The sequence below is a fragment of the Streptosporangium sp. NPDC006013 genome, from assembly GCF_040614275.1.
GTDB lineage: Bacteria > Actinomycetota > Actinomycetes > Streptosporangiales > Streptosporangiaceae > Streptosporangium.
The window spans coordinates 1-9,789 of record NZ_JBEXUE010000386.1 but is presented as its reverse complement, the minus strand read 5'-3'; the positions used below and the strand labels follow the sequence as shown (position 1 = coordinate 9,789).

10 protein-coding genes are annotated in these 9,789 nt (G+C 68.9%); 4 read left to right on the top strand and 6 right to left on the bottom strand.

What is annotated here, in order from left to right:
• Nucleotides 1-115: 115 nt before the first annotated feature.
• The 4 genes from ABZ260_RS38565 to rfbA form a co-directional block, all read right to left on the bottom strand.
• Nucleotides 116-1,030 (bottom strand): methyltransferase domain-containing protein, encoded by a 915-nt coding sequence (locus ABZ260_RS38565; protein ID WP_355627343.1) that lies wholly within the window; start codon nucleotides 1,028-1,030, stop codon nucleotides 116-118.
• A gap of 12 nt (nucleotides 1,031-1,042) precedes the next feature.
• Nucleotides 1,043-2,563 carry an aromatic amino acid ammonia-lyase gene (locus ABZ260_RS38560; protein ID WP_355627341.1) on the bottom strand — a complete coding sequence of 507 codons (1,521 nt, stop codon included), beginning with the start codon at nucleotides 2,561-2,563 and terminating at the stop codon, nucleotides 1,043-1,045.
• Nucleotides 2,560-3,759 carry a class I adenylate-forming enzyme family protein gene (locus ABZ260_RS38555; RefSeq protein WP_355627339.1) on the bottom strand — a complete coding sequence of 400 codons (1,200 nt, stop codon included), beginning with the start codon at nucleotides 3,757-3,759 and terminating at the stop codon, nucleotides 2,560-2,562. Before ABZ260_RS38555 ends, ABZ260_RS38560 begins: the two co-directional genes overlap by 4 nt.
• Before the next feature lie 79 nt (nucleotides 3,760-3,838).
• On the bottom strand, nucleotides 3,839-4,711 hold the full coding sequence (rfbA, locus tag ABZ260_RS38550; protein ID WP_355627337.1) for a glucose-1-phosphate thymidylyltransferase RfbA: 873 nt from the start codon (nucleotides 4,709-4,711) through the stop codon (nucleotides 3,839-3,841).
• 491 nt (nucleotides 4,712-5,202) lie between these two features.
• On the opposite strand from rfbA, the gene ABZ260_RS38545 reads away from it, so the two are divergent.
• The 3 genes from ABZ260_RS38545 to ABZ260_RS38535 all read left to right on the top strand — a co-directional run bounded on the left by ABZ260_RS38545 (nucleotide 5,203) and on the right by ABZ260_RS38535 (nucleotide 7,691).
• Nucleotides 5,203-6,525, top strand: a complete 1,323-nt coding sequence (locus ABZ260_RS38545) for a WD40 repeat domain-containing protein (protein WP_355627335.1) — start codon at nucleotides 5,203-5,205, stop codon at nucleotides 6,523-6,525.
• A gap of 155 nt (nucleotides 6,526-6,680) precedes the next feature.
• Nucleotides 6,681-7,340: a hypothetical protein gene (locus ABZ260_RS38540; RefSeq protein WP_355627333.1), complete on the top strand. Its 660-nt coding sequence runs from the start codon at nucleotides 6,681-6,683 to the stop codon at nucleotides 7,338-7,340.
• A 204-nt stretch (nucleotides 7,341-7,544) separates the two neighbouring features.
• Nucleotides 7,545-7,691 (top strand): hypothetical protein, encoded by a 147-nt coding sequence (locus tag ABZ260_RS38535; protein ID WP_355627331.1) that lies wholly within the window; start codon nucleotides 7,545-7,547, stop codon nucleotides 7,689-7,691.
• A gap of 218 nt (nucleotides 7,692-7,909) precedes the next feature.
• Here the strand turns inward: ABZ260_RS38535 and ABZ260_RS38530 are convergent, their stop codons facing one another.
• Nucleotides 7,910-8,596, bottom strand: a complete 687-nt coding sequence (locus tag ABZ260_RS38530; protein WP_355627329.1) for an SDR family oxidoreductase — start codon at nucleotides 8,594-8,596, stop codon at nucleotides 7,910-7,912.
• An 85-nt stretch (nucleotides 8,597-8,681) separates the two neighbouring features.
• Here ABZ260_RS38530 and ABZ260_RS38525 point away from each other — a divergent pair, with 85 nt between their 5' ends.
• A complete protein-coding gene (locus tag ABZ260_RS38525; protein WP_355627327.1) occupies nucleotides 8,682-9,248 on the top strand; it encodes a TetR/AcrR family transcriptional regulator in 567 nt (188 codons plus the stop codon).
• 151 nt (nucleotides 9,249-9,399) lie between these two features.
• On the opposite strand, the gene ABZ260_RS38520 is transcribed toward ABZ260_RS38525, so the two are convergent.
• Nucleotides 9,400-9,789 (bottom strand): hypothetical protein (locus ABZ260_RS38520; protein ID WP_355627325.1); only part of this gene is annotated, 390 nt, incomplete at its 5' end.

Here is a 9,789-nt window from a genome sequence, read left to right as displayed (position 1 = left end):
CCGCCGAGCTGGAACCAGACGACCCGTCCGGCCGAGGTCTCGTACCAGCCCCAGTCCGAGGACAGTTGCTGGACCAGCCAGAGACCGCGTCCGCCCTCCCCTCCCACGCCGACCGTCAGGACACGCCGTCCTCCGCCCGGCGGGCCACGACGAGGACGACACCTTCGTACTGCGGTCCTTCCGCCGCCTCCAGCCAGTCCTCGTCACTTCCCTTGCCGAAGATTCGCGCGAGGTCCGGCGGCAGCTCACCGTGTCGCCGGGCATACTCGCCGGCCTTCAGATAGAGCTTTCCGAACGAGTACTTCGTGTGCTCGGTGATGTCCGCGACCTCGTCGACGACCAGACCGGCCTGACGCGCGAATTCCGGATAGTGCTCGGCCCGTGGCATGGGGACCATGCGCCACAGCGCCGACATCTCCGCCAGCGCGTACTCCTCCTCCTCGCTGAGCTCCGGCCCTCGCCTGATGTAGTCCGTGAGGACCACTCTGCCCCCGGGGCGCAGGACGCGCCCGATCTCGCTCAGGGCCCGTACCTGGTCGGAAAGGTGCACGAAGGAATCGATCGCCAGGACGGCGTCGAAGAAGCCGGGGGCGAACGACAGGTTCAGCGCGTCGCCCCGCTGGAACCGTACCCGCTCCTCCATGCCCTCGGCCCTGGCCAGAGCAGCCGCCCTGTCGACCTCGCCGGCGCTGATCGAGACACCGACCACCTCCGCGCCCGTCGCCCGCGCCATCTGGACGGCCGATGCTCCCGACCCGCAGCCGAGGTCCAGGATTCTGTCACCCGGCCCCACGCCGAGCTTGCCGATCATGAGGTCGGTCAGCCGGACGCCGGCCTCGCCCAGTTCGCTGCCGTCCTGAGGCCCCGTCCAGTACCCGACGTGCGTCTGCCCGCCGTACATCTCCGAGAGGGCCTGACCGTTCCTGTCGTAGAAATCGGCGACCTGTTCCGGCGTCGGGGGCTCGAAGGCCGAACGCGTCGTGGCCGAGATGAAGTCACGCGCGCTGCGCCGTAGCTGTTCGATGCTCACCGGCACGTCCTCTCACTCATCGGCGGCGAGCGCCGCGGCGGCGTGCCGGTCGAGCAGGTCGCGGGCGTCCCGCACCTCCTTCGCCATCGGCCGGTCGGCGTCCAGCGGCGGGGAGATCTCGGCCAGCTCCGCCCAGATCCCGTCGGCCTGGGGCTCCGCGCCGACCATCACGGCGAGCTGGGCCACGCCCAGGGCCAGCGAGCCGATGGCCAGCCAGCCCAGCTCCAGGCCGTCGGCGACCGCGTTCGCCCCGTTGAGCGCCATCGGGACGTGGTCCTGGTTCCAGCCGTTGGTCGGCAGCGTGGTCAGCGAGGCCGGGTAGACGACCTGCCTGATCCGGGAGACGAACGACGTCGCGCTGATGTGCACGCCCGCCAGCCCGCAGCCCCGGCCGGCCCTCGGCGTGAGCATGGGCGGCAGGTCTCCGTTGGTGGCCGGGCTGAGCAGCAGGCCGAGCTGCCGCTCGGCCAGGTAGGCGGCCATGTGCAGGGAGAGCCCGATCTGGTCGGAGGCGAGGCCGACCGGCATGGCGTGGAAGTTGCCGCCGTGCAGCACCTGGCCCTCGTAGGCGATCGGGTTGTCCTGGCAACCGCTCGCCTCCCTGGCCAGCACGTCACCCGCCGAGGTGAGCTGGTCGAGCACCGCGCCGAGCACCTGCGGCGCGCACCGCAGGCTGTACGGCTCCTGCAGCGGCCGCCGCTCGTCCCGGACCAGGCCCGCGGGCAGTTCCCGCCTGATCCACCTGGCCGCCGTGAGCTGCCCGAGCTGGCCGCGGGCGAACGCGTGGCCGTCGTCGTAGTGCTCGCTGTTGGCCCGCAGCAGGGTGGCCAGCCGGCCGGTCAGCATCGCCGCCGCCCGGACCAGCCGCACCGCCGACTGGTGGTTGAGGATGGACACCGCCAGGCTCGCGCCGGTGCCGTTGACGAAGGCGAGCGCCTCCCTGACCGGCCACTCGAACGGCTCGGCGCCCAGCGCCGCGAGCGCCTCCCTGGCGGGCCTCGTCTCCCAGCCGCCGTCGGCGCCGCGCATCCACGCCTCACCGAATCCGGTGAACGTCAGCGCCGCGTGTGCCAGCGGCTGCAGGTCCCCGCTCGCGCTGACCGTGCCGTCCCGCGGGATCACCGGCGTGAAACCGGCGTTCCACAGGTCGGCCAGGGTCTGCCAGAACTCCGGCGAGACCGCCGAGAACCCCCGGCGCATGCTGTTGAGGCGCAGCCAGAAGATGAGCCGGGACACCTCCGGGCTCAGCGGCCTGCCCTGACCGGTGCCCAGGTGCGAGATCAGCGAGCTGCCCTGCTCCATCTCCGACTCCGCGGCGTACGTGACGAGCGGGCCGAATCCCTGGGTAAGTCCGTAGATGGGCTGGTCGGCGGCCAGGTGCTTGGCGACGGTCGCCGCACTGGCCTCCATCCTGGCGATGTCGGCGTCGTCGCACGGATCGACCCGGCCCTCCCAGGAGGCGCTCCTGGCGATCTCCGCCAGGTACGCCGCACCGGTCGTCTCGCTGCTCGTCATCTCGGCGGTCAGTGTCACTTTGCTACCTCTGCTTCAGTTGCCTCAGTGATGGGTGATGTCTGGAGGTGCCGCACCTTGCCCAGCGCGGACCGCTCGATCCTGGGCACCTCGTGCACGCGTTTCGGGCGGACCCCGATCCGGTCGAACGCGGTGGACAGGTCGAGATCGGCCAGTTCCGTGCCCGGCTTCAGCACGACCAGCAGGTCGACGTGCTCGCCGATCATCCGGTCGGCGACGGGGACGACCGCGAGGTCCTCGCAGTCCAGCACGGCGCGCAGCGCGTGCTCGACCTCGTCCAGGTTGATCCGGCGGCCGTTCACCTTGACCAGCCGGGTGCGGCGACCGGCGAACCGGAACGTCCGCTCGTCCAGCGGCTGGACGTGGTCGTCCGCCTCCCAGAGCGGCGGTGGCCGCTCGTCCGGCCGGAACGCCAGCCGGGGACTGCGGATCACGAGCGGTATCTCCCCGTCGTCCGGTGACCCGTCGCCGTTCTGCCCGTCGCCGTTCGTCCCGGCGGGTCCGGGATCGGACGCGAGCTCGGGCCTGGATTCGGGCTCGGCGAAGGACACGTCGCGGAAGAGGGTCCAGGGGGGAGGTTCACCCTCCCGCCAGCGCCGGGTCGCGATGCCGCCCGCCTCGGTGGAGCCCAGCACCTCCACGATGAGCGCCCGGTCCGGGCCCGCCTCGGCGAGGAACTCCCCGGCCGTCGCGGGGAGCATCGCGCCGCCGTACAGCACGGTGATGTGCTCCATCTCGCGGACCCACTTCATGTGCTGCAACAGCAACGTGAAGATCCACGGTGTCGCCACCACCACGACCCGCCGCTGCTCGATCGGCGGCATGACACCGTAGAACGTCGGTTTGTACCAGACCGGCAGCCGGAGACGAGCGGGTATCAGCACGCTCGCCAGCGCCCCGTACAGGTGGGTCGGGGGAACGCAGGAGACGACCGCCTCCGGCTTCTCCGGTTCGATCAGCTCGGCGAGCATGCCCGCCTCCAGCCAGACGTTCTCCCGCAGCCTCCGCCAGCACCGGCTCGGACCCGTGCTCCCCGAGGTGTGAAAATCGATGGTCGGCGGCAGGGTGCCGAGCACCAGTTCCCCTGGATCGCGGTCGGCGAGGTCCCAGCGCACCTGCCAGGCCCTGTCGGTCATCGCCGGCGCGGTGAATTCAAGGGAAAGCAATTCGGCCGGGCTCAGCTCGGCATAATCCATGGCCACTCCTTTACCCCTGGCGTGCGGAAAGAGAGACGAAAGAATCGGATTTGCTGTCCCGCTGGCGGGACAGCACCGCTCAGCCGAGCGACTGGGCGATTTCCATGAGGTACTGGCCGTATTCCGAATTCTTCATCCCGGCGCCGAGCCGATGGCAGGCGTCCGCGTCGATGTATCCCATGCGCACCGCGATCTCCTCCAGGCAGGCCACCCGGACACCCTGGCGTTTCTCGATGACCTGCACGTACTGGCTCGCGGCCAGAATCGAGTCGTGCGTGCCGGCGTCGAGCCAGGTGAAACCCCGCCCGAGCCGGACCAGGTGGGCCCGCCCCTGCTTCAGGTACGTCTGGTTGACGTCCGTGATCTCCAACTCGCCGCGCGGCGAGGGCGCCAGATCCCGGGCGATCTCCACGACGTCGTTGTCGTAGAAGTAGAGCCCGGTGATCGCGTCGTTCGAGCGCGGGCGGAGCGGCTTCTCCTCGATCGACACCAGCGTGTCGTTGGCGTCGACCTCGCCGATGCCGTACCGCTCCGGGTCCGACACCGGGTATCCGAACATCGTGCAACCGTTCAACCTGGTGCGACAGGCCCGCAGGATCCGCGGGAAGCCCGCGCCGTGGAAGACGTTGTCGCCCAGGATGAGCGCCGTCTGGTCGTTGCCGATGTAGTCCGCGCCGATGATGAACGCCTCGGCGATTCCTCGTGGTTCCGCCTGCTCGGCATAGGAGATGTCGAGCCCCAGATGCGACCCGTCGCCCAGCAGGTTGCGCAGCGCGGGGAGACTCTCAGGCGTTGAGATCATCAGAATGTCCCGCATGCCGGCCAGCATGAGCACGGAAAGCGGGTAATAAACCATTGGCTTGTCATAGATGGCCAGCAGCTGCTTGGACGTAGCCAATGTCAGGGGGTACATACGCGTACCGCTACCGCCGGCGAGAACGATTCCCTTCATCACCCGTCCTCTCCTAGATTTCGGGATGAATGCAGCGCAAGAGTAATCAGAGTTTCGCCCGCCGGCCAAGCGTCCGGCCCAGTCGCATCCCTTCGCAAGGAATGGCGATGCCGTTTATCGTGTTGACAAGTTCGCTGTCAACCACATCGTTCTGGAAAACCGCGGACCGGCGGTGACAGCGGGACCCGATTCACACAAGGGATTTCCCGCAAGAGATAAGAAGATGTCACGAACCCGCTCCGCGCGCTCGTCCGAACGGATCACCGGAGCCGGCCGTCGTCCGGCTCGGACCCGATGTGCTCATACGCCATCTCCGTGGACGCAACCGCCGGAGGAGTCAGGCGGTCAGGCAGAGAACAAGAGTGCGACAAGGCCACGGGTCTATGCGGGCGTCGGGGCCGGATGGGGGCATGGCCAGGTTTCTGGCAAGTCTCCAGCGCCGGGATGTCTACAAGCTGATTCCAAGCCAATAGCAAGATCGATGGAGCAGGGTGATCGCGTACGTCGGCCTGCTGGAGCTGTATAAAACCGCACCCGACGTCTCATCCGTCCGCGCACTCGAAGGGGAGCACATCACTTCCTCTGACCGACCTGGTCGAAGCCGTCACGTCCACTCCGGAAAAGAGCATCTGATGTCCGAGTCCGGCTCGTCGAGCACCGATGGCCCATCACGCCGTCCCGTCAAAGGGCGCATGCTGGTTACCGTCGTGGCGACCGTCGCCACCCTTGCGGTGTCCATTTTGGTCGTCCTGTTCTGGCAGTCAGACAGCCGCGAGACTTCCTCCTCGCCCGGTGGTTCCACCACGGACAAGGGTTCCGCCCCGGCGGCCCGTTCTGCGGCGACCGCCCCCTTCGGCACGCAGATCTATGTGCAGGCCACAGATCACGTCGCCGCAGTGGAGGCGTTGGCGGTGACGGAGTTGAACGGCCGCCCGGTCGCCGTCACCGGAGGCGACGACAGGATACTGCGGATGTGGGATCTGGCCACCGGCAAGCAGGTCAGCGCGCTGCCCACCGGCCACGCCACACTGATCTCCACGATTGCGGTGACGAAGTTGAACGGCCACCCGATCGCCATCACCGGCAGCACAGACATGACGGTGCGGGTGTGGGACCTGGCCACCGGCAAGCAGATCGGTGAGCCTCTTACCGGCCATGTCAACGGAGTCGGAGTAGTGGCGGTGACGCGGTTGAAGGGGCGGCAGGTCATCGTCTCCGTCGACGTGGACAAGACCGTGCGGGTGTGGGACCTGATCACCGGCAGGCAGGTCGGCGCACCGTTCAAAGGCCACAGTGATGCTGTGTGGTCAATAGCGGTGACATCACTGAACGGTCGCCCCGTCATCCTCCTTGGCACCGTAGACGGCACGGTGCAGGTTCGCGACCTGGCCACCGGCAAGCAGGTCGGCACGCCCCTTGCCGGCCACGACGACGCGCTCCGATCGGTGACGACGGCGCGGGTGGACGGCCGCACGGTCGTCGTCACCGGCGGCGACAAAGCGGTGCGGGTGTGGGACCTGGCCACCGGCAAGCTGCTTCGCGCACCGTTCGAAGGCCATACCAATGTGATCTGGTCAGCGGTCATGACGCATCTGGACGATCGCCCGGTCGTCGTCTCGGCCAGCCACGACATGACGGTGCGGGTGTGGGACCTGGCCACCGGCAAGCAGATCGGCGCACCGTTCGTCCACTCCGACGTGGTCCGGACGATGACGGTGGCCCGGTTGGACGGCCTTCCGGTTGTCATCTCCACCGATCGAAGCTCGGGCTTGCAGGCGTGGAGCCTGTCCCCGCCCTATCCGCCCATCGGTTGATCCGGTTGCCGACCGACTCGGGAAGGCACCGCGTCGCCCCGGATGTCGCAGCCCGGGGCGACCAGACCGGGCCCCTACAGAAGACGTCGCGCGGGACCACGCGGGCCGGCGCCCTGTGCTGCTCGCGATGATGAACCGAACATGAAGGAAGAAGCATGCCTGTCCTCAGCCCCGGTACGTCTCGCGATCGGGGAGTTCTCTCCGCGGGGAGGGGCGCCGCCCGCCGCGCCAACGGTACGGCAGCCGCGGCGGTGGCGATGCTCGCCGTCTGCCTGCTCTCGGCGTGCGCGTCCGGCGGCTCCGGCGGCTCCGCGGCACCGTCTTCCCCTCTGGGTGGGCACTGGCTGGTGAAACCGCTGCCGCAGCGGACGGCGGGCCTTCGCCTCGACGCCATGTGGCCGTTCGCCACGCGGGAGGAACTGCTGTCCGACCGGCCCTCCGTCGGGGGTGCTCCCGTCTACGACGCGGTGAATGCCCGCTACGAGGAGACCGAGAAGGCCAAGGGCCGCAGATGGACCAGGCTCCTCATATTCACCGGATATGAGGCAAGGGTCGTCACCGACCAGTGGCAATCGGCCGTGGGCGACATCCTCCTCACCTTTCGGGCGGTCGGCACACCGGGCGAAGAATTCGAGATCCCCACGGGTCCGTTCGGCGGCTACGCCCGTTGTATTGAAACCCTGCACCTGGACTCCATATCGGGCATGTGTGCCTGGGCCGACGACGGCACGGTCGGAATCGTGTACGGCCCGAACTTCAACGCCGCCGAACTCAGGGATCTCCTCCCCGCCTTCCGCGCCGACGTCGAACGCTGAGCGTCGGTGAGGACAGGCTCGCCGACGGGCGGAGTCGCGTGGTGGCCTGTGGATGTAGGACACCGGACGGCGATGCCCCGCCGAGCACCTCGGCGGGGCACCATTTTTTTGCCACTCGCCGAGCAGGCCATACCAGTTCAGCCGCCGGCGGTCCTCAGCCTGCGATCGGTCGGCAGCCCTGGCGTCGAGCACATCCCGCTGACGATGCCCGAGATCCGTCGTTTGCCGGCCGCGCTCGTTCTTGCCCGGCCCCGCGAGATCGTGCGCATGCTCATGGCCGGGGTCGCCGGTGACAGCACCCGGTCGAGGCGCGAGGCGCTGGTCCGCATGGTCCGCCGCCTGGCCGGCTGACCGCCGACAGGAGAGCGGAGGGTCCGGCCTCCGGCGCCTATCCCCTCGGTCTGCCGCTGGGCGGCGTTCGCGGTAGCTACCGCGCCAGGCGACCTCAGCAGTCCAAATCTCTGCCTAATGCGCGGGCTCGACGTGGGCCCTAACCGCGCCTGGTGAGAAGTCCCTACTCGGGTCGACGCCACTGGGGGCAACGTACAACGGACGCCGCGGGGTGCGCCTCACACCGGGTTCGGCGTCGCGGCCAGGTTCTGCTTGACGTGCCGGGTGATGTCGTCGGCGAGGATTTCGGGGAGGCCCTTCTCGATGCCGTCCAGGGCCTGGGCCGCGACCTCGGCGGGATCGACCTTCCGCTCAGCGGGAACGCCGGCGGCCATGTCGGTGTCCATGTACCCGACGTGCAGCGCCGAGACGGTGATGCCGCGAGGTGCCAGTTCCTCGCGGATCGCGTTGGTCTGTGCCCACGCGGCGGCCTTGGCCGCCGAATAGGACCCGGAACCGGCCGGGTGCAGCCAGGACAGCACGGACAGGACATTGAGCACGGCGCCGCCGCCATTGCCCTCGATGACCGGGGCGAAGGCCCGCGTCACGGCGAGCGGCCCGAAGAAGTTCGTGTCCATCTCCAGCCGCACCGAGTCCAGATCACCGGCGACCAGAGGGGTGCCGGTGAAGATCCCGGCATTGTTCACCAGCAGCGTCGCGTCGGAGGCGATGCCGGCCGCGGCCCGGATCGACCCTTCGTCGGTCACATCCAGGTGGAGCGGGATGACGCCGGCCACATCCACGCTCTCAGGGCGGCGGGCCGCCGCGTACACCTTCGCTCCGCGCTCCAGAAGCTGGATGGCCAACCGGCGACCCAACCCCCGGTTGGCGCCGGTGACCACCGCGACCGTGTCCTTCAGTTCCATGCTTGCTCCCAGCGTCGCGGGCGGTTCCGATGACCGAGCCCGGCAATTAGATTACATTGATAATCTAAACCGGAAGGTAGGATAGATGTCAACCGACATCCAACTTGAGAGGTGGCCGATGGGCCGCGTGTCGCAGGCGCAAGCACAGGAGAACCGCAAGCGGGTCGTGGAAGCCGCCTCCCGGCTGTTCCGCGAGCGGGGCACGCAGGTCAGCGTCGCCGACCTCATGAAGGAGTGCGGGCTGACCCACGGCGGCTTCTACAAGCAGTTCGCCTCCAAGGAGGCGCTCGTCGACGAGGCCACCGCCCACGCCTTCGACGAGTTCGCCCGGCGCCGCACGGCAGGACTGGAGCAGCGGGCGGCGATCGACACCTACCTCTCCGTCGAGCACCGCGACAACCCGGCGGACGGTTGCCCCGTCGCCGGGCTCGCCACCGACATGGCACGGGAACTCGGTGATCACGAGGCCCACCGCGTCTACGCCGAAGGCGTGAGCGACTTCGCCGAGTTGCTCGCCACCGAAGACCAGGACGGCATCACCCGGCTGTGCACGATGCTCGGCGCACTCGTCCTGGCCCGAGCCACCAAGGGCTCCCCCCTCTCCGAGGAGATCCTCACCACCGCACGCGCGGCCTTGACGGCAAACAGCTGATCCGGGACACCAGGCCGGTCGGCACGCCGTAGGCATGCATCCGCACCCCGAGCAAGGCGCCGGTGCCGGTTGTTCCGCGAGGCTTCCGCAGGTCATGGAGGTGAAGGCGCGGCGAGTACGTAACAGGACGGGCCGTACTCGCCGCGCCGGTTCAGGGGGCGGTACGGGTGCGGCGGGCGAGTTCCCTCTGGTCGGCCAGGGCGGTGCTGAGCCGTTCGAGGCAGGCCCGTTGGAGGAAGTACTTGGCGCCGGCCTTGGTCTCCTGGCTGGTGAGGGGGCGGTAGCGCATCGCGATCCAGCGGCCGAGGGTCGTGTCGTGGTCGATGTACCAGCCGGGGAATGCCTGCCGCAGTGCTGTGAGCGGGTCCTGTTTCGGGGGGTTCATCGCGGGGACTCCTGTCTGGAGGACGCGGGCGGGCCGGGTGTTCGGCGACGAGGTGCTGGTCCACCGGCCCCCGGCGGGGGCCCTGGCCTCTCGGGCGACCGCCTGCCCGTCGGCGTCGATGACGACGAGCCTCAGGAACACCTCCGGCACGCGCTC

Coding starts and splice junctions, on each gene's coding strand:
- rfbA (WP_355627337.1), bottom strand. CDS start 4,711: ATGAAGGGAATCGTTCTCGCCGGCGGTAGCGGTACGCGTATGTACCCC.
- ABZ260_RS38525 (WP_355627327.1), top strand. CDS start 8,682: ATGTCAACCGACATCCAACTTGAGAGGTGGCCGATGGGCCGCGTGTCG.
- ABZ260_RS38535 (WP_355627331.1), top strand. CDS start 7,545: ATGCCCGAGATCCGTCGTTTGCCGGCCGCGCTCGTTCTTGCCCGGCCC.
- ABZ260_RS38555 (WP_355627339.1), bottom strand. CDS start 3,759: ATGGATTATGCCGAGCTGAGCCCGGCCGAATTGCTTTCCCTTGAATTC.
- ABZ260_RS38540 (WP_355627333.1), top strand. CDS start 6,681: ATGCCTGTCCTCAGCCCCGGTACGTCTCGCGATCGGGGAGTTCTCTCC.
- ABZ260_RS38530 (WP_355627329.1), bottom strand. CDS start 8,596: ATGGAACTGAAGGACACGGTCGCGGTGGTCACCGGCGCCAACCGGGGG.